At 68.9% G+C, this 22,728-nt stretch carries 20 protein-coding genes and 2 tRNA genes; 12 read left to right on the forward strand and 10 right to left on the reverse strand.

Translation table 11 applies throughout. The features are described 5' to 3' along the window. Positions 1–260: 260 nt before the first annotated feature. The 5 genes from ACWDOP_RS27995 to ACWDOP_RS28015 all read left to right on the forward strand — a co-directional run bounded on the left by ACWDOP_RS27995 (position 261) and on the right by ACWDOP_RS28015 (position 6,816). Positions 261–1,463 (forward strand): cytochrome P450, encoded by a 1,203-nt coding sequence (locus ACWDOP_RS27995; RefSeq protein WP_456347423.1) that lies wholly within the window; start codon positions 261–263, stop codon positions 1,461–1,463. A gap of 197 nt (positions 1,464–1,660) precedes the next feature. Next, complete coding sequence (locus tag ACWDOP_RS28000) at positions 1,661–3,265, forward strand: acyl-CoA synthetase (protein WP_456347424.1); 1,605 nt, start codon at positions 1,661–1,663, stop codon at positions 3,263–3,265. Between the two features lie 99 nt (positions 3,266–3,364). Next, entirely contained in the window at positions 3,365–4,075 is a 711-nt protein-coding gene (locus tag ACWDOP_RS28005) for an acetoacetate decarboxylase family protein (RefSeq protein ID WP_456347425.1), read from the forward strand. Next, positions 4,072–4,842: an SDR family NAD(P)-dependent oxidoreductase gene (locus ACWDOP_RS28010; protein ID WP_454204673.1), complete on the forward strand. Its 771-nt coding sequence runs from the start codon at positions 4,072–4,074 to the stop codon at positions 4,840–4,842. Before ACWDOP_RS28005 ends, ACWDOP_RS28010 begins: the two co-directional genes overlap by 4 nt. A 192-nt stretch (positions 4,843–5,034) precedes the next feature. Further along, on the forward strand, positions 5,035–6,816 hold the full coding sequence (locus ACWDOP_RS28015; protein ID WP_456347426.1) for an ABC transporter ATP-binding protein: 1,782 nt from the start codon (positions 5,035–5,037) through the stop codon (positions 6,814–6,816). A 94-nt stretch (positions 6,817–6,910) separates the two neighbouring features. Here ACWDOP_RS28015 and ACWDOP_RS28020 read toward each other — a convergent pair whose 3' ends face one another. Then, a complete protein-coding gene (locus tag ACWDOP_RS28020) occupies positions 6,911–7,732 on the reverse strand; it encodes a crotonase/enoyl-CoA hydratase family protein (protein ID WP_454204675.1) in 822 nt (273 codons plus the stop codon). Positions 7,733–7,858: 126 nt separating this feature from the next. Between ACWDOP_RS28020 and ACWDOP_RS28025 the strand changes: the two genes are divergently transcribed. Further along, the gene (locus tag ACWDOP_RS28025; RefSeq protein WP_456347427.1) at positions 7,859–9,463 is read left to right on the forward strand and encodes a succinic semialdehyde dehydrogenase; all 1,605 of its coding nucleotides are present in this window, start codon (positions 7,859–7,861) and stop codon (positions 9,461–9,463) included. A 69-nt stretch (positions 9,464–9,532) separates the two neighbouring features. On the opposite strand, the gene ACWDOP_RS28030 is transcribed toward ACWDOP_RS28025, so the two are convergent. Further along, a complete protein-coding gene (locus tag ACWDOP_RS28030) occupies positions 9,533–10,132 on the reverse strand; it encodes a YbhB/YbcL family Raf kinase inhibitor-like protein (RefSeq protein ID WP_456347428.1) in 600 nt (199 codons plus the stop codon). A gap of 292 nt (positions 10,133–10,424) precedes the next feature. On the opposite strand from ACWDOP_RS28030, the gene ACWDOP_RS28035 reads away from it, so the two are divergent. After that, entirely contained in the window at positions 10,425–11,285 is an 861-nt protein-coding gene (locus tag ACWDOP_RS28035; RefSeq protein ID WP_456347429.1) for a helix-turn-helix transcriptional regulator, read from the forward strand. Between the two features lie 65 nt (positions 11,286–11,350). Beyond that, a tRNA-Ala gene (locus ACWDOP_RS28040) sits at positions 11,351–11,422 on the forward strand. 253 nt (positions 11,423–11,675) lie between these two features. Here the strand turns inward: ACWDOP_RS28040 and ACWDOP_RS28045 are convergent. Then, a complete protein-coding gene (locus ACWDOP_RS28045) occupies positions 11,676–12,209 on the reverse strand; it encodes a hypothetical protein (RefSeq protein WP_456347430.1) in 534 nt (177 codons plus the stop codon). A gap of 227 nt (positions 12,210–12,436) precedes the next feature. Beyond that, positions 12,437–13,360 (reverse strand): NAD-dependent epimerase/dehydratase family protein, encoded by a 924-nt coding sequence (locus ACWDOP_RS28050; protein WP_456347431.1) that lies wholly within the window; start codon positions 13,358–13,360, stop codon positions 12,437–12,439. 285 nt (positions 13,361–13,645) lie between these two features. Here ACWDOP_RS28050 and ACWDOP_RS28055 point away from each other — a divergent pair, with 285 nt between their 5' ends. Further along, positions 13,646–14,050, forward strand: a complete 405-nt coding sequence (locus ACWDOP_RS28055) for a hypothetical protein (RefSeq protein WP_454204681.1) — start codon at positions 13,646–13,648, stop codon at positions 14,048–14,050. A 46-nt stretch (positions 14,051–14,096) separates the two neighbouring features. Next, on the forward strand, positions 14,097–14,303 hold the full coding sequence (locus tag ACWDOP_RS28060; RefSeq protein ID WP_456347432.1) for a hypothetical protein: 207 nt from the start codon (positions 14,097–14,099) through the stop codon (positions 14,301–14,303). A gap of 67 nt (positions 14,304–14,370) precedes the next feature. Here ACWDOP_RS28060 and ACWDOP_RS28065 read toward each other — a convergent pair. From ACWDOP_RS28065 to ACWDOP_RS28080, 4 genes are all read right to left on the reverse strand, one after another. Continuing rightward, positions 14,371–14,444, reverse strand: a tRNA-Pro gene (locus ACWDOP_RS28065). 64 nt (positions 14,445–14,508) lie between these two features. Beyond that, on the reverse strand, positions 14,509–15,633 hold the full coding sequence (locus ACWDOP_RS28070; RefSeq protein ID WP_456347433.1) for a hypothetical protein: 1,125 nt from the start codon (positions 15,631–15,633) through the stop codon (positions 14,509–14,511). Positions 15,634–15,674: 41 nt separating this feature from the next. Next, on the reverse strand, positions 15,675–16,772 hold the full coding sequence (locus ACWDOP_RS28075) for a hypothetical protein (protein ID WP_456347434.1): 1,098 nt from the start codon (positions 16,770–16,772) through the stop codon (positions 15,675–15,677). 52 nt (positions 16,773–16,824) lie between these two features. Then, positions 16,825–17,787 (reverse strand): metallophosphoesterase, encoded by a 963-nt coding sequence (locus ACWDOP_RS28080; protein ID WP_454204684.1) that lies wholly within the window; start codon positions 17,785–17,787, stop codon positions 16,825–16,827. 69 nt (positions 17,788–17,856) lie between these two features. Between ACWDOP_RS28080 and ACWDOP_RS28085 the strand changes: the two genes are divergently transcribed. After that, positions 17,857–18,321 carry a GatB/YqeY domain-containing protein gene (locus ACWDOP_RS28085; RefSeq protein WP_454204685.1) on the forward strand — a complete coding sequence of 155 codons (465 nt, stop codon included), beginning with the start codon at positions 17,857–17,859 and terminating at the stop codon, positions 18,319–18,321. A gap of 106 nt (positions 18,322–18,427) precedes the next feature. On the opposite strand, the gene ACWDOP_RS28090 is transcribed toward ACWDOP_RS28085, so the two are convergent. Continuing rightward, entirely contained in the window at positions 18,428–20,794 is a 2,367-nt protein-coding gene (locus ACWDOP_RS28090; protein ID WP_456347435.1) for a penicillin-binding protein, read from the reverse strand. A gap of 300 nt (positions 20,795–21,094) precedes the next feature. Here ACWDOP_RS28090 and ACWDOP_RS28095 point away from each other — a divergent pair, with 300 nt between their 5' ends. After that, positions 21,095–21,418, forward strand: a complete 324-nt coding sequence (locus tag ACWDOP_RS28095; protein WP_354988375.1) for a WhiB family transcriptional regulator — start codon at positions 21,095–21,097, stop codon at positions 21,416–21,418. 140 nt (positions 21,419–21,558) lie between these two features. On the opposite strand, the gene ACWDOP_RS28100 is transcribed toward ACWDOP_RS28095, so the two are convergent. After that, positions 21,559–22,728, reverse strand: a complete 1,170-nt coding sequence (locus tag ACWDOP_RS28100) for an ArsA family ATPase (protein ID WP_454204687.1) — start codon at positions 22,726–22,728, stop codon at positions 21,559–21,561.

Consider the following 22,728-nt stretch of genomic DNA (forward strand, 5'->3'; position numbering starts at 1 on the left):
TACCGATTCACTCGTTCGTCGTGGAAGAAAGGGCTCCCACGCTGTCCGGACACGTGTACGGAACTATAGGTTCGGGTTCGGAAGGCGCGCAAGAACATGTTTCAGTTCTGGGGGCGCCGCCACCGCGAAGTTTCCGGTGCGCATTGTCAGGAGCGTCCCGCGCCAGTACTGTACGGACACATGTCCAGCTGGGTGTCCCACGGCGGGGCGGCGTTCATCACCGTCGATGAACGCGTTATCGAAAGCAGGTGCACCCCGCCATGACCGCAGCATCCCTCGAGCCGCTGCAGTTCGATCCGTACGACTACGGCGTCCACGAGGATCCCTACCCGATCTACGAACGCCTGCGCGCCGAGGCGCCGATCTACCACAATCCCGAGATCGACTTCTGGGCGCTGTCGCGGCACGCCGACGTCGGCGCGGGCTTCCGCGACAACATCCGGCTCTCCAGCGCCAACGGCGTCTCGCTCGACCCCGCCGCCTGGGGGCCGCACGCGCACCGCACCATGTCCTTTCTGGCCATGGACGATCCCGCCCATCTGCGCCTGCGCAAGCTGGTCTACCAGGGCTTCACCCCGCGCCGGGTCACCGAGATGACCGATCGCATCCGCGAGATCACCCTGCGGCACCTCGAACCCGCCCTGGCCACGGGCGAATTCGACTGGATCGACCAGGTCGCGGGCAAACTGCCCATGGACGTCATCTCCGAACTGCTCGGCGTGCCCGAGGCCGACCGCGCCGAACTGCGGCGCCAGGCCGATGTGCTCGTCCACCGCGAGGAGGGCGTGCTCGACGTGCCCGTCCCGGCCATGGAGGCCGCGATCTTCCTCATCGGCTACTACGCCGACATGCTCGCCCTCCGCCGCAAGCGCCGTACCGACGATCTGACCTCGGTCCTGCTGGACGTGGAGGCCGACGGCGACAAGCTCACCGACGACGAGATCATCGGGTTCATGTTCCTCATGGTGGTGGCGGGCAACGAGACCACCACCAAACTGCTCGGCAACGCGCTGTACTGGGCGGGCCGCAACCCCGAGCAGTACGCCAAGGCCGCGGCCCAGCCCGAACTGGTGGGGGACTGGGTCGAGGAGACGCTGCGCTACGACGCGTCGAGCCAGATCCTGGCGCGCACCGCCGCGGTCGATCTGGAGTACTACGGCCGGACGGTGCCGCAGGGGTCCAAGGTGCTGCTGCTGATCGGCGCGGCCAACCGGGACGCGTCGGCCTTCCACGATCCCGACCGCTTCGACATCGAACGCGCCGACAAGGGCGGGCTCATCAGCTTCGGCCGCGGCGTGCACTTCTGCCTGGGCGCGCATCTGGCGCGGCTCGAGGCGGGAATCGTACTGCGCGAGTTCACCGATCGGGTCGCGGCCTACGAGCTGCGGCCCGGCAGCGAACGGGTGCACTCGGTGAACGTGCGTGGCTTCGCGAAATTACCGGTGCGCGTGCAGGTGCGGTAGCGCTTTCTTCGCGGGCGGGATGATCGGGTTTTTGTCGGCCGAAATCGCCCTCGGCGCCGTCCGTTCGGGGAAGCTACGGGGGTAGCGATCACCCGTTTCACCAGCGGAGCGGCATTCACCCGCACAGCTCGGGGCGCACCCTGCCGCTCGCTTTCCGGTAGCTCGACAAGCGGTGCGCCCGAGGAGAAGTGATATCCGTGGCCAGCAACTTCGCCGACCTGTACGAACACGCCGCCGACGCCGTCCCCGATCGCCTCGCGGTCATCGAAGGCGAGCGCAGGCGCACCTTCGCCGAACTGGATCGCCGCGCCAACCGGCTCGCGCACCATTTCCTCGACGCCGGCGCGAACCCGGGCTCCCACATCGGCTTCCATATGCACAACGGCATCGAGACCCTGGAAACGCTGCTGGCCTGCTTCAAGATTCGGGCCGTGCCGATCAACATCAACTATCGGTACCGGGCCGAGGAACTGCGCTACGTCTACGACAACGCCGATCTGGAGATGGTGGTCCACCATCGCTGCTACGCCCCGGTCATCGAAGAGGTGCGCCCGCTGCTGCCCCGGCTGCGGCATGCGCTGGTGGTCGAGGACGAACAGGGCGGGTCCGGCCGCCTCAGCCGCTCGACCCCGTATGAGTGGGCCGTCGAGAACTGTTCCCCGGAACGCGATTTCGGCGAGCGCAGCGCCGACGACCTCTTCATCATGTACACCGGCGGCACCACCGGCCTGCCCAAGGGCGTCATGTGGCGTCAGGAGGACATGTGGCGGGTGCTCGGCGGCGGCATCGACTTCTACACCGGCGAGCCCGTGGCCGACGAGTACCAGCAGTCCCGCGCCGCGGTCGAGAATCAGCCGACCCGCTGGTTCGTGCTGCCGCCGCTCATTCACGCCGCCGCGCTGATGCCCACCTTCACCGCGCTGTGGTCGGGCAACACGGTGCTGTTCGAGCCGCGTTTCGATCCCGACCGGGTCTGGGCGACCGTGGCCCGGGAACAGCCCAACATCATGGTCATCACCGGTGACGCCCTCGCGCGCCCGCTCATCGACGCCTACCGCGCCGCGCCGGTGGACGCCGGCTCGCTGTGGTCCATCGGCTCCGGGGCCGCCCAGCTCACCCAGCCGGTGAAGAACGAACTGCTGGAACTGTTTCCGAGCACCCTGGTCACCGAGTCCATCGGCTCCTCCGAAACCGGTTTCGGCGGTATCGGATTCGCGCAGAAGGACGACGACCCCACGCGGGCGCCCCGGGTGAACACCGGCCGCGGCGCGGTCGTGGTCGACGAGCAGGGGCAGCCGGTGGCGCCGGGGAACGAGGGCTGGCTGGCCAAGACCGGCAACGTCCCGATCGGCTACTACAAGGATCCGGTCAAGACCGGCAAGCTCTTCCGCACCGTGGACGGCCGCCGCATGGTCGTCACCGACGATCGCGCGCGGGTCGAGGACGACGGCTCCATCACGCTCATCGGGCGCGGCAACATGATGATCAACACCGGCGGCGAGAAGGTCTTCCCGGAAGAGGTCGAGTCGGTGCTCAAGGCGCATCCGGCCGTCTACGACGCGGTGGTGATCGGCCTGCCGCACGAGCGCTGGGGGCAGCAGGTGGCGGCGGTGATCTCGGCGGCGGCCGGGCCGGTGGACATCCCGGCGCTGGCCGAGCACGTGCGCGCCCACCTCGCGGGATACAAACTGCCGCGCCGGATCTGGGTGGTCGGCACGGTCGCGCGCACCCCGAGCGGCAAACCGGACTATCGGGCGGCCAAGGCGCACGCGGAATCTCGGGACGCCGATCACGAGGTGTGATAACCGGTTCTGGAATCGAAGGCCACGGTAGGGTCCGGCCATTGGGATACCTGGCCGGGACCTATGGCGTAAGTCACTGCAACCTGTTCTAATTTGGAGATGGCAGAGGCGCATACCGTACTGGGCGAACAGGTCCGGATGCCGGTGCGGATCCGAGAGGCCGACGCGAGTTCGGCCATGTTCCTTGTCGATCACGACGCGGCCCGCGACCTGCTCGCGGGGACCGGGCTGGAACCGCTGCGGGTCCTGGGGCGGGCGGTGCTGTCGCTGGCCTTCGTGCGCTACGTCGACGGCGACCTCGGGCCGTATCACGAATTCGCCCTCTCGCTCATGGCGCGGCAGCCCGGGCGCAAGGACAGCACGGGGGCCTACATCCACTGGCTCCCGGTCAACCAGAGCTTCACCTGCGAAGCGGGACAGTCGATCTGGGGCTTCCCGAAGCTCATGGCAGATATCGACATCACCCCGGTGCGCGGCGGGCACCGCTGCGAGGTGCGGATCGACGGGCAGTTCGTGATCGGGCTGCGCGTCGCCGACGGCCTGCCCATGCCCGGCAGCGCCGGCGGCGCGTCCATCGACGCCTACACCGCGCGCAACGGGACGCTGCGGCGCACACCGTGGCTGATGGACCCGAGCAACGTGCGCGGGCGGCCCGGCGGCACACGCGTCGAACTCGGCGATCACCCCGTCGCCGCGCAACTGCGCGCCCTCGGCCTGCCCAAGCGGGCGCTGTTCTCCAGCCGGATCGGCGCCCTGCGGATGACGTTCGAAGACGCCGCGACCGTCCTGCGGATCGGGGCGGACCGATGACCGGGACCGCACTCGTCACCGGCGCGGCCAGCGGCATGGGCCGCATCGTCGCCCAGCGCCTGGCGGCCGCGGGCTACCGGGTCGCCGCCGTCGACATCGATCCCGAGGGCCTGCGGGTCACCGCGGACCGCTCGCCCAACACCCACACCTACCTCTGCGACGTCTCGGACCCCGAACAGGTGCGGGCCGTGGTCGACAAGGTGCGCGGCGAGCTCGGGACCATCGACCGGCTGGTGCACGCCGCGGGGATGGCGCACGTGCACGCCTCGGCGCTGGATCACGATGTGGCACAGCTGAAGAAGATGATCGAGGTCAACTACATCGGCACCGTGAATCTGTGCCAGGCGGTCATCCCGGCCATGAAGCGGGCCGGGACCGGGACCGTCGTGCTGTTCGCCTCGGTCGCGGGCTGGCTGCCCTCACCCGGCATGGCCGGCTACTCGGCGTCCAAGTTCGCCGTCATCGGGTTCATCGAGAGCCTGTCCTACGAGCTGAAGGACAGCGGGGTCCGGCTGCTCGGGCTGTGCCCGCCGGTCGTGGAGACCGCGTTCCTGGACAAGGTGCGCGCGGAGAACGCGTCGGTGCTGGGTGGTGCGAGCGGCATGCGCGCCGAGGACGTCATCGACGCACTCGAGCGCGCCCTGGCCAAGCCTGCCAACCCGCTGTTCGTCTTCCCCGGTCAGGCCTATCCCACCTACCTCGTGCGGCGCTTCGCGCCCGGCGTCCTGCGCCGGGTCGTGGCCCGCATGGTCAAGCCGACGGAGTAATTCGTCGTGCGAGACACCGGCTCGTGCTCCGACCGGTGAATCGCGAACGGCGCTGGGTGATCGGGGCTCTGCGATCGCCCAGCGCCACTCTCTCATAGCTACTTATCGGCTAATAATCGCTGGCCCGCCGTTCGCGGGCGCGGGACGATATCCCTTCTGCACTGCTCGGAAACCATTCGAGAGAGGGGACGGATGAGCTCACGCGCGCCCGCTATAGGACTGGTCCTGCGGTACTACGGGCGGGAATTCAAGAAGCGAAAGTTGTTGTCGGCCATAGCCATGCTGGCGCCGGCACTGGGAAACATCTGCCAGAACTACATCGCCGCGCTCCTGGTCGCCGTGCTCGTCGGGCGGGTGGCCGAGGGCGGCGACTCCGGCGCGGACGCGCTGCTGCCGTTCGTCATCGGCTTCGCCGCGATATTGCTGATCGCGGAAATACTGTGGCGCATAGGGATTCACTGCCTCAACCGGGTGGACGCCTACGGCATCGAAGACCTCTACATCACGGCCATGGACGAACTGCTGGCCAAGGACGCGGCGTTCTTCCACGACAACTTCGCCGGATCGCTCACCAAGCGGGCGCTGAGCTTCGCCACCCGCTTCGAGCAGTTCGTCGACACCATCGCCTTCGAGATCGTGGCCGCCCTGCTGCCGCTGACCTTCGCGGCGGTGGTGCTGTGGCGCTACGACCCGATGCTGGTGGTGGTGCTGATCGGGATGATCGCGCTGACCTGCCTGGTCATCACCCCGCTCATCCGGCGCCGGCAGGAGCTGGTCGACGAGCGCGAGGCGGCCATCGCGCTGGTGTCCGGGCACGTCGCCGACAGCCTGGCCAACATGCAGGTGGTGCGCGCCTTCGGGGCCGAACCCCTGGAGGCGGCCGAACACCGGCGGCGGGTCGCGTGGCAGCGGCGCAAGGCCATTCGGTCCTGGGACTACGCGAACCTGCGCATCGACACCGCCATCGTGCCGCTGGTGGTGATCACCAATGTGCTCGGCCTGCTCATCGCGGTGAACATCGGCGGCGGGCACGCGCGCGTCGAAGTGATCATGGTGGCCTTCACCTACTACTGGAACGCCACCGGAATCATGTTCCGGTTCAACCAGATCTACCGGCGACTGGAAACCGTGCTCACCGAGGCGGCGCAGTACACCGAACTGCTGCTGAAGCCGCCGACCGTGGTCGACGCGCCGGATCCGGAACCTTTGCGGCCCACGGGGTCCGGGGTGCGATTCGACCGGGTCGAATTCGCGCACGCGGGAAACGAGCCGCTGTTCACCGGACTGGATCTGGACGTCCCCGCCGGGACCAAACTGGGCCTGGTCGGGCGCTCGGGCGGCGGCAAGACCACGCTCACCCAGCTGCTGCTGCGCATGATGGACATCGACGGCGGGACGATCAGCATCGGCGGGCAGGACATCTCGCGCCTGCGCCAGCACGACCTGCGCAGCCAGATCGCCTACGTGCCACAGGATCCGGCCATGTTCCACCGCACCCTGCGGGAGAACATCCGCTTCGCCAGACCCGGCGCCACCGACGCCGACATCCAGCGGGCCGCCGAGGCCGCGCACGTCACCGAGTTCGCCGAATCGCTACCGCAGGGCATGGAAACCCTGCTCGGTGAGCGCGGGGTGAAACTCTCCGGCGGGCAACGCCAGCGGGTCGCCCTCGCGCGGGCGATCCTGCGGGACGCGCCGATCCTGCTGTTGGACGAGGCCACCAGCGCCCTCGATTCCGAGAGCGAGAAGCTGGTGCAGCAGGCGCTCTGGGAACTGATGGATGGGCGTACGGCGCTGGTGGTCGCGCACCGGTTGAGCACCGTGGCCGGTATGGATCGGCTGGTGGTGCTCGATCACGGGCGAATCGTCGAAGCCGGCACCCACGCTGACCTGCTGCACGCGGAAGGGATGTACGCGCAGCTGTGGAGTCATCAGTCGGGTGGCTTCCTCGGCGAGGAACTCATCGCCCGCTAGGCGCACCTCCTGCAGGGTGGAGGTGCGCCCGGTTTCGCGGGTCCGCCGGGTCGTACCCGGCGGGCCCGCTCATTCGGGGGTCGCCCCAAAGTTCTTACTGGCCGGTGAAATTGGGCTTGCGCTTCTCGGCGAAGGCGCGCGGGCCCTCCTTGGCGTCCTGGCTGCGGAAAACCGGCAGGCCGACCTTGGCGTCGATCTTGAACGCCTCTTCCTCGTGCATGCCCTCGGTGTCGCGGATGACCTTCAGGATGGCCTGCACCGCGAGCGGGCCGTTGTTGTTGATCAACTCGGCGATCTCGAGGGCCTTGTCCAGCGCGGTGCCGTCCGGCACCACGTGGCCGATCAGGCCGAAGCCCAGCGCCTCGGCGGCGGTGATGTGCCGGCCGGTCAGCAGCAGCTCGGCGGCCACGGTGTACGGGATCTGGCGCGGCAGTCGCACGGCCGAGCCGCCCATCGGGAACAGGCTCCACTTCGCTTCGGAGATACCGAATTTGGCGCTCTCACCGGCGATGCGGATGTCGGTGCCCTGCAGGATCTCGGTGCCGCCGGCGATGGCGGGACCCTCGACCGCGGCGATGAGCGGCTTGCTCAGGCGGTAGCCCTTGAGCAGGCCCGGCATGCGGGTGGGATCGAAGGCGCTGCCGGCCGCCATGCCCGCGCTCGGATCGTTCTTGGCCATGTTCTTCAGGTCCGCGCCCGCGCAGAACGAGCCGCCCGCACCGGTCAGCACGCAGGAGCGGATCTCCGGATCGCTGTCGACGCGCTCCCACGCCGCTGTCATGATGGCGAGCATCTCGCCGGTGAGAGCGTTGCGGGCGCTCGGGCGGTTCATGGTGACGATGAGCGTCGCCCCGCGCTTCTCCACGAGAGCATGAGGCTCGGTATTGCTACTTGTTTCAGCAGTGGCTGTCGTCATCGCCGACCTTTCTTTCCGCAGATTCGGGGACGAAACTACCCCGCGCCGTTGTCCTGAACAATAACGTGTTCTAGTTTGAATCATGGGTGACCGCCGTCACGGGCGGCAAGTTATGGAGAGAACGCCATGAGCACAACGAGCACGCAGCGCGGCTCCCGGGCCAAGCTGCCCCCACGCGTCACGGAATCCCTGGTCAACCGGCTCACCGCCATGGTTACCGCGGGCAAGGCGGGCGACGCCCGCGATCCGTACGACATGATCGAGGTCTACACCGGAGACATCGTCGGGCAGCTGCCGCAGTCCTCGCCCGAGGACGTGCGGCTCGCGGTCGAGACCGCGCGCGCCGCCCAGGCCGAATGGGCCCGTCGGCCGCTCGAGCAGCGGCTCGAGGTGTTCGAACGCGCACACGAACTCATCCTCTCCGAGATCGAGACCATCGCCGATCTGATTCAGATCGGCTGCGGTAAGGCTCGTCGCATGGCCATCGAAGAGGCGTGCGACACCCCGATGGTCATCGCGCACTACCTCAAGACCGCGAAGAAGACCCTGCGCTCGCGCAAGCGCAGCGGGCCCATGCCGGTTATCACCAGCTCCACCGAGGAACACCGGCCCAAGGGCGTCGTCGCGGTCATCGCGCCGTGGAACTTCCCCTTCGCCATCTCCATGTCCGATTCCGCCCCGGCGCTCATGGCGGGCAACGGCCTGGTGCTCAAGCCGGACAACAAGACCGCGCTGTGCACGCTGTTCGGCATCGAACTGCTGCACAAGGCCGGTCTGCCGCGCGGGCTGGTCCAGGTCGTGTGCGGCGGCGGGCCCGACGTCGGGCCGACGATCATCGACAACGTCGACTTCGTCATGTTCACCGGCTCCACCAACACCGGTCGCACCATCGGCGCGCAGGCCGGGCAGAACCTCATCGGCTGCTCGCTCGAACTCGGCGGCAAGAACCCGATGCTGGTGCTCGACGACGTGAACCTCGACGAGTGCATCCCCAGCGCCACCTTCGCGGTGTTCGGCAACACCGGGCAGGCGTGCATGCACATCGAGCGAATCTACGTGCAGGACAAGGTGTACGACGAGTTCGTGCGCCGCTTCGTCGCCGCGGCCGAAGAACTGGGCGCCAAGGCGGGCGCCACCTACGACTTCGACCCCGAAATCGGTTCGCTGGTCTCGGTCGAGCACATGGAGCGGGTCTCCGCGCACGTCGAGGAGGCCCGCGAGAAGGGCGCGACCATCGTCACCGGCGGCAAGCCCCGGCCCGACATCGGCCCCGCGTTCTACGAGCCGACCGTGCTCACCGACGTCACCCCCGACATGTCGCTGGCCACCCTCGAGACCTTCGGTCCGGTGGTGTCGATCTACAGGTTCGGCAGCGACGAAGAGGGCATTCGCCTGGCCAACGACACCGCGTACGGGCTCAACGCCAGTGTGTGGGCGGGGGATCTGGAGCGGGCCGGCCGGATCGCGAACAAGATCGACTCCGGTGCGATCAACATCAACGACGGCTTCGTGACCACCTACGCGGCCAAGGGCACGCCCTCGGGCGGGGTCAAGGCGTCCGGCGTGGGCACCCGGCACGGGGCCGCGGGGATTCTGAAGTACACCGACACGATCAACATCGGCGTGCAGAAGAAGCAGATCCTGGCCGCGCGCGCGGGGATGCCGTACGAGAAGCAGCTCAAGAGCACGCTGATGACGCTGCGGCTGATGAAGCGGCTGCATCTGGGCTGAGTTAGCTGTCGCGACAGCGACCCCGTAGCCGGAATCGGCTGCGGGGTCGTTTGTTTCGCCGGACCGCCCTCAGGGACGCTGTGCGGTCACCGTCATCTGCCCCGCGCCGATGATGTGACCGCCCATCGAGAACGAAGCCACGGTGGGCGGCGTGGACTCCGGTACGCCCAGTTGTGCGGTATCCAAGGCCAGCACCGTGATTCGGTAGGTGTGCGCCCTGTCGCCCGCGGGCGGGCACGGACCCAGGTAGCCGGCCGCCCCGGCGTCGTTGACGCCCTGTACGGCGGCGTCGCCCTGCTTGAATTCCACTGCGCCCGAGCCGATGTCCCAGGCCATCCAGTGCCAGAAGCCGCTACCCGTCGGGGCGTCGGTGTCGAACATGGTGACCGCGAAGCTCTTCGCGGCCGCGGGCGCCCCCGACCAGCGGATGGTGGGGACCTTGTTCGCGGCGGTGCAGCCGAAGGCGGCGGCGAAATTGTCCGGGCCGAAGGTGTTGCCGGAGCCGATGTCCGGGCTCGTGACGGTGAAGCGGGCGGCGTCGGAGGGAATGACGTCGCGGACCGTGACGCCGGTTGCCGGGGCGGGCTCCGTGTCTGATCCGCAGGCCGCCGTCGCCAGTGCGGTGGAGGCGACCACGGCCGCGGACATGATTCGTGCGGTGTTCTTCACGGCGATCCTCCGGGATGTCAGTGTTTCATTTACTGGGATCAGAGTCTCGCATTCCAGGATTGCGAGGAAGGCTGTGCGCATCCTGGTATCGGGGATGCCACCTTTGAGGAAGCGGTCGGTGCAGGTCCGGGGGAGAAGGGGCCGGCGGGCGGGTGGTCCTGTGCGATGGCTGCAAGCGGTCCCGGGTGCTCGGGGCGGAGAGGCGGCGTCGAAGACGGGCCGGTCCCCGGGTCGTCCGGCCGGGGCGGCGGCCGGTCCTCTGCCGCCGCGGCCGATCGGCCAGTATGGGGTGGTGGAGAGAGTGGATTCGGGCGCCGAACTGGGTGCGTTCCTGCGCGCGATGCGAGAACGACTATCCCCCGCCGACGCGGGCCTCCCCGTCACCGGCCGCCGCCGCACCCCCGGCCTGCGCCGTCAGGAGGTAGCCGAACTGGCCGCGGTGAGCATCGACTGGTACATCCGCCTGGAACAGGGCCGCGCCGTCAGTCCCGGCGCCGCCGTCCTGGACGCCGTGTCCGCCGCCCTGCACCTGTCCGAGGCGGAGCGAGCCCACCTGCACCTCATCGCTCGCGGCGCCCAACCGCCCCCACGCCCCGCCTCCACCGCCCTGAGCCCGTCCGTCCAGGCGATCCTCGACGGCATGCCCCTGCTCCCGGCCTACGCCATGGACTACCGCTGCGACGTCCTGGCCCGAAACACCGCCGCCGCGGCCCTATTCGGCGATTCCTTCGCCCCCGGCGTGAACACCGCCCACCTCCTGTTCCTCGACCCCGCCACCCGCACCGCCCAACTCGACTGGGATCGCGTGGCCCGAGAAACCGTAGGCAACCTCCGCCTGAACCAGGCCCGCCACCCCGACGACCCCCGCCTACGCGAGGTGATCAACGAACTCCACACGGCCAGCAGTGATTTCGCCACCTGGTGGAACGACCACACGGTCCAGGACCGCTCCCACGGCACGAAACGCATCCACCACCCCGCCGCAGGCACCCTGACCCTCACCTACGACACCCTGCTGACCCCCGATGCGACCGACACCCGCCTCTACGTCCTGACCCCCGCGACCCCCGCCACCGCCCAAGCCCTGACGACCCTGCTCACTACCCACGCCCACCGCCCCGGCACACCCCACCTCCACCCCGCCGCCGTCTGAGTTCCCCGCCCGGCACGGAATTCGGTGGCACCGCCTCCGCCCCTCCCGCTACGGTTCCCCCGGGGCGTGGAGTAGCTCAGTCGGTAGAGATCTCATTCGCAGTGTGAAGGTCGCGGGTTCGATCCCCGCCTCCACGCCCTCCCGAACTTCCAGCCGCCCGGCGATCCGTGTCGCCCGCGCGAGCCGGCGCTGCTGAGCCGGTTCAGGACCGGCACGATGAGCCCCAATGGGTGGGCGGAAACCGCGGGGGTGGCCGCTGCGGCGGCGTCGGACGCGAAAACGTGTGCGGTGCCGCCGAAGTCGGTGGCGATCTCCCCGGCCTCGCGGGCTATCAGTACCGAGCCTCCGAAGTCCCCGAACAACTTCGGTGAGTGCCGACCGCGGTCGACGTCACCGATAGGTGAATGGCGCCGAGGACTCGGTCACTCGCATCCGGTCGGAATCGAAGGTCGTGGTGAAGGGCTGGTTCTCGGTGCCGTAGTCGATGGAGATCGTGGTGTCGTCGGGAAACCAGACGCGTTGAGGGCAGTTGGCTTCGATGCGTTCCCAGACCAGGACCTGGCGGGCGAAGAGGCCGCCGGGTTCACGGAGCCAGACTCGGCAGGAGGGGTCGATCACGTTGTAGAACGTTTCGGTGACGGCGTGCACGCGGCCGTCGGGACTGGGGTGGACGGCTTCGATGACATTGAGTTCGTCGGTGCTCAGCGAGGATGCGAGAACTGCGAGCAGCCAGAGGGGAACAGTCAGCAGGCCGAGCAGGACGGCCGCGGTCACCCACAGCGGCTTGCGATTACGGGCCAGCGCGGGCGCGAATCCCACCAGGAGTGCGAACGCGGCGGTCCAGCACGCCGGTAGCGACCACACAGGGGCGCGGCCGATTCGATAGAAGCGGTCGCCGTCGATCGCGGCCAGAGCGATACCCACCCCGAGTAGCGCGAGAATGGCAAAAATCCAGACGATCCGCCGTGGGCGCAGCAGTCGGTCCGGGAGTACAGGCGCTGTCTCGGGCAGTGAAACAGCTTCTCCGGTCGGCTCTTTCGTCAACGGACGCCCCACCTCACGAACCTCGGGCTGGGCCCTCCCAGCCCGGGTACGGCAATCCTATCGGCCGGCAAGCGCCTCGAGCAGCGCTGCGCGCTTCACCCCGGCGGTCAGGAGCGCACCGCGCTCGCACCGGCCGCCATGCCCTCGCGGTAGGTCGGGTAGGTCGGAGCCCAGCCGAGGTCGGCGCGGGCCTTGGCGTTGGAGGCGCGCAGGGTCGTGTCGAGCATCAGGGGCCCGAAATAGGGGACCATGCGGCGCAGGAGGGCTCCGGGGAGGCGGATGGGGCGGGCGGCGGGGCGGGCCGCGGTGGCCAGGTCCAGCCAGGTGGCGGGGGAGTCGTCGACGACGTTGTAGGCGTGGCCGGGGGTGGCGTGTTCGAGGGCGGCGACCGTCGCCGTGGCGGCGTCGTGCACGTGGATCCAGGAGACGGTCCCGCCGCCGCGCCACGGGACCGGGGTGGGGCGGGCGCCGAGGGTGGGGTCGAACCAGGTACCGGGGCCGTAGAAGAGGCCGTAGCGCAGGGCGATTCCCTCGACGCGGGGGTTGCCGAACACCTGGGACTCGGTGGAGTCGAGGCCGGCTATCACCGGGTCGGCGGCATTGCCGTGGGCGACGGCGAAGGGGTCGGCCTCGGTCAGCACGCGATCCCCGTGGTCGGTGTAGCCGTAGCCGAGTGCCATCGACTGCGTGAGGAAGCGGTGCGCGCCAACGACTTCGGCGGCCTCCAGCAGGTGCGCGGTGCCGACCGTGCGCAGCAGGGTGCTGGGATCGTTCGCGTCCAGGGTGCGCTTGGGCTTGGTCAGCGCGGTGAGCTGATGGATGACGGCGTCCGCCCGCACCCCCGCCACCGCCCGCAGCAGCCCCTCGCGGTCCATGGCATCGGCGCGCACCGACTGCGCCCCCAAACCCGCAGCGGCGCGCGCGGTCTGCTCGCTGCGCGCCAGCGCGAGCACCTCGTGCCCCGCTGCCACCAGGGCCCGGGTCAGCGGCCGCCCGATCGCGCCGGTAGCTCCCGCCAGCAGCACTCGCATGCCGCACCTCCTCGTATCGCCGTGTCGATGACGAAACCTAGACGGTTGGGCCACCCGAAACGTGACAGCCCGGCACTGTGATCCGGCTCTCGCGCCGGAGCCGGGATCGATCGGTCATCGGGACGGGTGGCTCCGAGCCTCGCATGCAGGACTCGGACGGCCGGTAGCGCGAACCCCGGTGGTTCCAAATCGGTCATCAAATCTGTTGCACCGCACTATGACCCGGAAAAATCGCCGATCACGATTCGATCTTGTTCTGTCGGTCCGCTGTGCCAGAATGCAGCCATGTCGAGTGTTGGAAGGGGAGCCATCGCCATCGCCGCGATGGGCACTCTCAGTACTGTTCTTTTCAGCGGTCACGCGACCGCCGCGCCGATCGAGGCGCCGCAGCTGTCGTTCGAAGCCACCGCGGCCGACCAGATCACGGCCACCATCCACAACCCGAACGGCTCGGGAGTCTGCTGGGCCGTCATCGCCCTCGACGGCTCGGTGCACGAGTTCACCGAACACGACCCGTCCGGCATGGCGGGCCCCGGCCAGACCATCAAGCCCGTCCGCTCCGGCCTGGCCCCCGGCACCTATCAGCTGACCGGCTTCTGCGGCACCACCAAGAACAGCTGGGATCAGGTGAAGGGCAAGGACTACTCGGTGACCGTCGGCGCCACCAAGCCGAGCACCGGCTCGTTCTGATCCACGAGCAGTACCCAGCTCACCTCTCTACTCAGGAGTCGCTCCAATGGCCTTGCGCCGCACCGCCCGTACCCTGCTGACCGCCGTCGTCCTCGTCGCCGGAGCCGCCTCGGCAACCGCCGCCCCGGCCCTGGCCGCCGCCCCGGCCGCCGTGGCGGACACCACCGACTCCGGCTCGGCCTCCGGCAGCGCGAACGCCCTGGCGGCCGTGCTGGACGTCATCACGTGCCCCTTCGTGAAGCTCTCCTGCTAGCGATCCCCGGACAAGCGAAAAGGCCCTGACCAATGGTCAGGGCCTTTCCTGTGTCTCAACCAACACGTCGGGGTGACAGGATTTGAACCTGCGACCTCTTCGTCCCGAACGAAGCGCGCTACCAAGCTGCGCCACACCCCGTGAGGCGAACCTGCAGTAGCTTAACCGATGGGTGGGGTTGATGCTAAATCGGGTGGTCAGGGGGCTAAAACAGGCGGAGGGTGGCGAGTAGGCGGCGGGCGAAGTCGCGGGTCACGGCGCGGTCCACGCCGGTGTCGGCGCCGATCGCCAGCACCAGGGCGCCCTCGTCGCCGCCGGAGACCGCGAACGTGTGCACGGCGAACGTCTTGGCGCAGGTCGCGTCGGCCGCGGTGAAGGTGCCGGTCGTCTCCAGGTAGACCCCGTGCAGCGAATGATCGGCCGAGTCGAACGGCTCGGCGGCGCCCGGAACGATGGAAGTGTTTGTGGTCCAGCCGATCCGGGCCATCCGGGTCGCGATGTCGGCGGCCGCCGCCGCGGTGTCCGCGATCTTCGTCTGGGTCAGGAACATCTGGGTGCGGACGTTGTCGGTGCAGTAGCCCGAGCCCTCGTAGGCCAGCCCCGCCACCGGCACCGAATCGGTGGCCGAATTCATACTCGAGTGACTCGTGTCGACGGTCCAGTCCGCCGGAACGTCCCAGGCCGTCCGCAGATCGTTCGGCACCACCACCTGATACCCGGCGATGACCGGGTCGGGCACGGCACTCGTCGTCGTGGTCGTGCGGGAGGTGGTGGTCGGGGCCGCGGTCGTCGTCCCGAGCCCCTGCCCACCGGACTCGCGGGTGACGACGACGAACGAGATCACCGCCACCAGCGCCACCACGAGCGCCCCGACACCGGCGTAGATCCAGACGCGCGCGTTCGACGGCGGCCCGCCGGAACCGTAGGGCGGCTGCGGATTTCGAAACTGCGAATACGAATTCGGGCCCGTCGCATACGGTCCCGGCCCGATCGGAACGCCCGGACCGGTCGGATAGCGCGGCGGCGGCGCGCCCACCGCCGAATTCGGCCCCGTCCGAACGGGATCGGGCCGCCCCGTCGCGTACGGGCGACGCGGCGGACCGGTGTCCGGCGGCGGCACGAACGGCTGCTGCGTGGTCGGCTCGGCCCGCCGCGCCGGACCCGGGCTCGGCGCCGGCGGCGGTGGGGGAGGCGGCGGCGCCGCGTCACGCGCGGGCGGCACCGTATGCGGCGACTCCCACCGCGACCCCGGAGCCGGTGGCCCCTGCCACCAATCCGCCTGCACGTCGGTCCGGTCCGGATCACTCCGGTCCCGTTCGTCACCGGTCATCGTCGGACCCCCTGTCGGACGAGTGCCGCCCGGCCCGCCCGCTAGATCGGGCGGATCGAGGCGAGCAGTTTCTTCGCCATCGTCGTATCCACCGCGTCCGCCACCCCGGTATCGGCCGCGATGGTGAACACGAACGCGCCCTCCTCGCCGGGGAAGGCGAAGGTGTAGACGGTGAAGGTCGAGGCACAGCCCGCGGTCTGCACCGGCGCGCTGCCCTTGAACTCCTGGTAGATGCCGGACAGCGAGCCGTCCGACGACGAGAACGCCTCGGCCGCACCGGGAGTCGCGCCGGTGGTGGTCGGCCAGCCGATCCGGCTCAGCTTCATGCCGATGTCCGCGGCGGCCTTACCCGGATCGGTCTCCTCCGACTGACTCAGGAAGATGTTGGTGCGCACGTAATCCGGGCAGTAGTCGACGCCGTCCTGCGCCAGCCCCGCCATCGGAATCTGATCCGCGCCCGCGCCGATCGTGGACTGCGCCGTCCGATCGATCGCCCAGCTCTTCGGAATGTCGTACGCCGCACCGTTATCCGGAATCGACACCACCTGGTAGCCGGGGATGACCGCCGACGGCGCACCCGCCTTGGTCGTCGTGGACTTGGGCGCGGTCGGCTTGGCCGACGGTGAATTCTCGGTGGTCAGCGCGCTGATCAGCGAGGGCGTCGTCTTGGACTGCGCCGAGGGCTCGTCCGAGCTCCCGTTCACCAGCACCACCGTCACCACCGCGCCGATGACCGCCACCACCAGCACGCCGATGCCCGCGAACAGCCAGCCCTTGTTGCCGCCCCCACCGGGCGGCGCACCGTACGGCGGCTGCTGCCCGTACCCCGGCTGCCCGTAGGCGGGCTGCTGCCCGTACTGCGGCCCGTAGGCCGGCTGGGCCGGCGCCGACTGGTACGGCTGCTGCCCCGAATACGTTTGCTGCTGATACGGATCGGGCCCCGGCCCGTACTGCTGCCCACCCGGGAACGGCGTCGTCGGCTGCGCCACCCACGTCGGATCCGCCTGCTGCGCACCGGGATTGCTGCCCGATGGCGGATTCTGCTGCCACGGCGAATCCGCCGCGGGCGTACCCTGCCACCAGTTCGGATCCGGCCCGCCGGCGGCCGGATCATCGGTGCGGTCATTACCACTGGTCACGGTTTTGTCCCCGTCCTCGACTACATACCGCGTTGTATATCGCTGTAAACGCCTATCGCGCGACAGCCTCCGGCGCGGTACGCCCGCGGCCCGACTCCGAGACGGGCTTCTTGGGCGGCGCGCTGACCAGGGTCACCAGCGTGGCCTCCGGACGGCAGCAGAAGCGGTACGGCGCCCACGGCGAGGTGCCCAGACCGGCCGAGACGTGCAGCCGCATGTGGGCGCCCCACTTCGACGGCCCCTTCACCCGCGCCCGGTCGATCCCGCAGTTGGTGACCAGCGCGCCGAACCCCGGCAGCACCAGCTGGCCGCCGTGCGTGTGCCCGGCCATGACCAGGTCGTATCCGTCGGCCGCGAACCGATCCAGCACCCGCGGCTCGGGGGAGTGCGTGAGCCCGATGCTCAAGTCCGCCAGCGGATTCGGCGCCCCGGCCACGGTGTCGTAGCGATCGCGCCGCAAATGCGGATCGTCCACGCCCGCGGTCGAGATCCGCACCCCGGACACCTCGATGTCGCGGCGCACGTGCGTCAGGTCCAGCCAGCCCCGCTCGGTGAACGCGGCCCGCATGTCCTGCCAGGGCAGCGGATCGCCCAGGACCCGCTTGTGGTCCTTCTTGAAGTACTTGAGCGGATTCTTGGGCACCGGCGCGAAGTAGTCGTTGGACCCGAACACGAACAGCCCCGGCCGGCCCAGCAGCCCGCCGAGCGCCTGCACCACCGCGGGCACCGACTTCATGTGCGAGAGGTTGTCGCCGGTGTTCACCACCAGATCCGGCTCCAGCCGGTCCAGTTCGCGCAACCACGCCTGTTTCAGCTTCTGACCCGGCATCATGTGCAGGTCGGAGATGTGCAGCACACGCAGCGACGGCTTACCCGGTTCCAGAACCGGCAGCGTCGCCTCACGCAGGGTGAAGGCGTTGCGCTCGATGAGCGTCGCGTAACCGATTCCGGCGACGGCGGTCCCCGCGGCGCCCAGGGCGGTACGGCGAAGGGTGGCGGTCGAGATGACGGGCATTTGCCCAGAATAGGCGACCCGCAGAAAATGCGTACAGCGTCGCGGGTGTTCAGCGGTACCGTGGCGGCCATGTCGGAACTCAAATCCAAGCTGCGGGCCGATCTCACCACCGCGATGAAGGCCAAGGACGCGCTGCGCCTGAACACCGTGCGCATGCTGCTGGCCGCCATCCAGACCGCCGAGGTCGCGGGTTCGCAGGCGCGGGAACTCTCCGATACCGAGGTGCTCGCGGTCCTGGCCAAGGAAGCCAAGAAGCGCAACGAGGCCGCCGTCGTCTACGAGCAGGCCGGGCGTGGTGAACTCGCCGCCAACGAGCGCGCCGAAGAGGCCGTCATCGACGAGTACCTGCCCACCCAGCTGACCGAGGCCGAGGTCGCCGACATCGCCGACACCGCCATCGCGCAGGTCGCCGAGGAGAACGGCGAGCGCCCGGGCATGCGCCAGATGGGCCAGGTCATGAAGATCGCCACCGCGCTCGCCGCGGGCCGCGCCGACGGCTCCCGCGTCTCCAAGGCCGTGAAGGACCGGCTGTGAGCGGCATCCGCGCCTGAGTGGCGCGTGCACGACAGAGGCCCCTCGCCGGACAGGCGAGGGGCCTCTGATCGTCAGGGACCGGACCGTCCGCGGACGATCGTTCCGATCAGCGGGGTATCGGGATCGGGATGGGGATCGGCGGCAGGCGCGGAATGGTTATCCCGGGCAATCCGGGCACCGACGGCGCCGGTTCGTCCGGTTGCGGCGCCGGCCGCATGGTCCCGTCGCTGACGTAGATGGTGATCACCGAACCCGGGATCGCCGACCCGTCCGGCGACATGCTCACCACCGTGCCCTTCCCGGCGCCCGGCGCCGAGGCCACCGACACCTGGAAGCCCGCCGCGATCAGCTTCGCGTTCGCCTCGCCCTGCTGCAGGCCGATGACGTCCGGAATCTGCGCGTTGTTCGACCCGCGCACGTACTTGTCGTCCAGCGGCGGCAGGCCCGGCGGCGGGAACTTGCCGAGCACGTCCCGGACCGCGCTCAACCACGACCGAGCGGGTTCGTTACCGCCGAACAGGTCACCGCTGCCGCAGTTCCGCAGCGGGAACGAGCAGATCTCGCCCGGCGTCGGGCTGTCACCGTAGATGTAGGCCGAACCGGCCAGCGAGTTGGTGAACGCCAGGAACGCCGAGGACCGGTGGCTCTCGGTGGTACCCGTCTTGGCCGACAGCGGCGCGTTCCAGTTCACGGCCCGGGCCGCGCCCGCCGCCGTGCCGCTGATGTCGTCCTTGCTCATGGCGTTGGCCAGGGTGTTGGCCAGACCGGGCTCGACGACCTGCTCGCAGGCCTGCTGCGTCAGCGGCACGTTCTTGCCGCTGCGGTCGACGACCTCGCGGATCGGGGTCGGCGGGCACCACTTGCCGCCGGAGGCGATGGTCGCCGCCACGTTCGACAGCTCCAGCGGATTGATCGCGACCGGGCCCAGGGTGAACGAGCCCAGGTTCTGTTCCTTGATCATGTCCGCGAGGCTCTGGTTGCCGTGGCCCGAGGTGCCGGGCTGGGTGTAGGACCGCATGCCCAGGCGCACGGCCATATCGACGGTCGGGGCCACGCCGACATCGCGAATCAGCTTGACGAACGCGGTGTTCGGCGAGGTGGCCAGCGCCTCGGTCACCGACATCGGCGACTTGTACTTGCCCGCGTTCTCGACGCAGTAGGTCGCCGGCGGGCAGCCCTTGGCGCCACCGTTGCCCAGGCCCTGCGCCTCGAAGCGGCCGGGCACGTCCAGCTGGGCGTTGATGCCCAGGCCCTTCTCCATGGCCGCGGCCGTGGTGAAGAGCTTGAAGATCGAGCCCGCGCCGTCGCCGACCAGCGAATACGGCTGCGGCTGCACGGTCTGGTTGGCGTTGCCGTCCAGGCCGTAGGTGCGGCTGGAGACCATGGCGAGCAGCGGATGCGCGTCCTGGCCGGGGCTCACGATGTTCATGACCTCGGCGATGTCACCGAGATTCGGGTCGGCGTGCGCCACCACGGCCGCCTTGGCGGCGTTCTGGACGTCGGGGTCCAGCGTGGTGCGGATCAGGTAGCCGCCCTTGTCGATCTGATCCCGGGTGATGCCCGCGTTGGCCAGGTACTGCAGCGCGTAGTCGCAGAAGAATCCGCGATCCTGCGCCGCGATGCAGCCGCGCGGCAGGCCCTTGGGCTCGGGCAGCACGCCCAGCGGCTCGGACTTGGCCGCGCGGAACGTGTCGGCCTGATTCGGGACGTTCTGGATCAGGGTGTCCAGCACGGTGTTCCGGCGCTCGAGCACGCCCTTGGGGTTGGTGTACGGGTTCAGCTTGGAGCTGGACTGCACCATGCCCGCGAGCATGGCCGACTGCACGATGTTGAGGTTCTTGGCGTCGATGCCGAAGTAGGTCTGCGCGGCGTCCTGGATCCCGTAGGAGGAATTGCCGAACGGGACGAGGTTCAGATACCGGGTGAGGATCTCGTCCTTGGTGAGCTCCTTCTCCAGGGTCATCGCCATCCGGATCTCGCGGATCTTGCGGGCGGGGGTGGTCTCGATGGCGGCGCGGCGTTCGGCGTCGGTCTTGGCCACCACGAGCAGCAGGTAGTTCTTCACGTACTGCTGGTCGATGGTGGAACCGCCCTGCTGCACCTCACCGCCGGAGGTGTTGGTCAGGAAGGCGCGGAAGGTGCCCTGCCAGTCGACGCCACCGTGGTCGGCGAAGCGTTTGTCCTCGACCGAGACCAGCGCCAGCTTCATGTCGTTGGAGATCTGGTCGCTGGGCACCTCGAAGCGGCGCTGCTCGTACAGCCACGCGAACGGCGTGCCGTTCACATCGACCATCGTCGACACCGCCGGGACCGTGCCTTCCACCAGTTCGGCGGAGACGTTGTCTACGGCGTCGGCGGCTCGGTTGGAGATATACCCGAAACCGCCGGCCAGAGGGAACAGCAACCCGGCGAGGAGGACGGCTGCCAGCGTGCAACTGCCGGCCAGTCTCGCGAGCGTTCGTGTGATCGGCACGAGCCCTAGCCTAATTGCCCTTTCCGTCGCCCGGCGTCCGCCCGGGACGAGTGTCCATTCGCCGGAAAGGTGCCGACTGACCGGTTTTTGGTGACGAATGCGTGGACGGGCGTACCAGAAAATCTCGGGACGGTCTTGCGCTGGCGACGCCTCATTACCTAGATTGAGAACCCAGTGTGATAGAGCTAACACTCAAAGTGGAATGTGGTGCAGTTCGCAGTGGGGTTGGGTATCTGCGCGCTGCACACGCGATTCTGGAGCGCCGTGACCCGGTGTTCGGACTGCAAAGGGGCACACCAAATGCATATGACTACCCCGATCGCTCGACTGGACGTGGAGCAGGCCGAAGCACGTATTGCCTGGGTTGCCCAGGCCCGATGCAAGGAAGTGGATCCCGACCAGCTTTTCGTGCGTGGCGCAGCGCAGCGCAAAGCGGCCACCATCTGCCGGCACTGCCCGGTCCTGATGGAGTGCGGTGCCGATGCCCTCGACAACCGAGTCGAGTTCGGTGTGTGGGGCGGCATGACCGAACGTCAGCGCCGGGCGCTGCTCAAGCAGCATCCCGAGGTGACCTCCTGGTCCGACTTCTTCCGGGTCCAGAGGACGCAGAAAGTCGCCATGTAACTCGTATCCCCCAAAGCAGAACGGACCGAGCCCGCGATTGCGGGCTCGGTCCGTTTCCGGGGTAAGAACGGGCAAAAACACCTCTTCGGGCACTCAGCTCGTGGTTTGCCAGACCGGTTGACGTAATTTCACGATCACCGTCAGGCCGGGCGTGTCGCGGCGCCCGCCGCGGCCAGCTGATCGGCCACCGCCCGCAGCGCCTCGACGTCGGCGACCTCGAACGGCAGCGCCGTCACCGCCGCGATCGGCACCCGCGGATGCGCGCCGGTGAACCGTTGCAGCAGATGCTGTTCCCGCTTGGCGGTCAGCGCCCGCTGCGCGTGGATGCGCAGCACCGCGGCGGCCAGCGCCGCGGGCGCCTCGGCGTCGTCCTCGGTCGTCCCCTCCGGGGCCAGCCGATCCGCGGCCACCTGGGCCTGCTGCGGCGAGAGCGAGCTCAGCACCGGATGCGTGCGGTTCAGCACCAGTCCGGCCAGCGGCATCTTGTCGGTCGAGAGCCGGTCCACGAAGAACGACGCCTCGCGCAGCGCGTCCGGCTCGGCCGCCGCGACCACGATGAAGTGCGTGCCCGGCCGCGAGAGCATGGCGTAGGTGCGATCCGCGCGATCCTGGAAGCCGCCGAACATGGATTCGAGCGACTGCAGGAACACCGAGGCGTCCTTGAGCAGCTGCCCGCCGACGATGGTCGAGACCCCGCGCAGGGCCAGGCTCATGGCGCCGGCGACGAGCTTCCCGACACCGCGGCCCGGGGCCATGATGACCCGGATCATCTTGCCGTTGAGGAAGTTACCCAGGCGCTTGGGCGCGTCCAGGAAGTCCAGGGCGTTGCGGGACGGGGGAGTGTCGACCACGATCAGGTCCCACTCCTTCTTGCTCGCCAGCTGCCCGAGCTTCTCCATCGCCATGTACTCCTGGGTGCCACCGAAGGAGGACGCGACGGTCTGATAGATCGGATTGGCGAAGATCTGCTCCGCCTTGTCCGGGCTGGTGTGCTCGAGCACCATCTCGTCGAAGGTGCGGCGCATGTTCAGCATCATGGCGAACAGCTGACCCTTGGCGCCTTCGGCCAGTTCGACCTGCTGCGGGGTGTTGCCCAGGTCGCTGACCCCGAGCGACTGCGCCAGCCGGCGCGCCGGGTCGATGGTCAGCACCACGACCTTGCGGCCCGCCTCGGCGGCGCGCAGCGCGATGGCGGCGGCGGTGGTCGTCTTGCCGACGCCGCCCGAGCCGCAGCACACCACGATGCGCGCGGTCGGGTCGGCGATGATCCTGTTGATGTCCAGGGGGACGGTGGCAGCCGGAACGATCAT

Source organism: Nocardia sp. NPDC003693 (genome assembly GCF_053981095.1).